Here is a 479-nt window from a genome sequence, read left to right as displayed (position 1 = left end):
GTAGGGAGCCAATCTCTACTTTAAAAAGAATTATCCGATGCCCGGGTGGTGGAATTGGTAGACACAAGGGATTTAAAATCCCTCGCTCATAGAGTGTGACGGTTCAAGTCCGTCTCCGGGTACCATCTTTATACTGTACTTTCTGTTCAGTAATTTAAATAGTAGTAATTAAACCTGTATCAATAATGTATGTAATTAATTTACATCACATTTATAATGCATATATTTATATACAATAAATATAGCTAAAATGTTGTGATTTAGCTGACAACAAAAGATGTAGCGTCTCGTTAACTGTTTAAATTTAGTGTGTAGATAAGATAAAGAATTTAATTAGTTAAATCTCTTAGTAAGTTAAGAGTTAGTAGGGAGCCAATCTCTACTTTAAAAAGAATTATCCGATGCCCGGGTGGTGGAATTGGTAGACACAAGGGATTTAAAATCCCTCGCTCATAGAGTGTGACGGTTCAAGTCCGTCT

The 479-nt window shown here is 35.1% G+C and carries 1 tRNA gene; it reads left to right on the top strand.

The features are described 5' to 3' along the window. The first annotated feature begins 39 nt into the window (after positions 1–39). A tRNA-Leu gene (locus H4J57_RS19580) sits at positions 40–125 on the top strand. Positions 126–479: the final 354 nt, after the last annotated feature.

The sequence above is a fragment of the Colwellia sp. BRX8-7 genome, assembly GCF_014077275.1.
GTDB lineage: Bacteria > Pseudomonadota > Gammaproteobacteria > Enterobacterales > Alteromonadaceae > Colwellia_A.
This window is presented reverse-complemented; position numbering and strand designations above follow the sequence as displayed.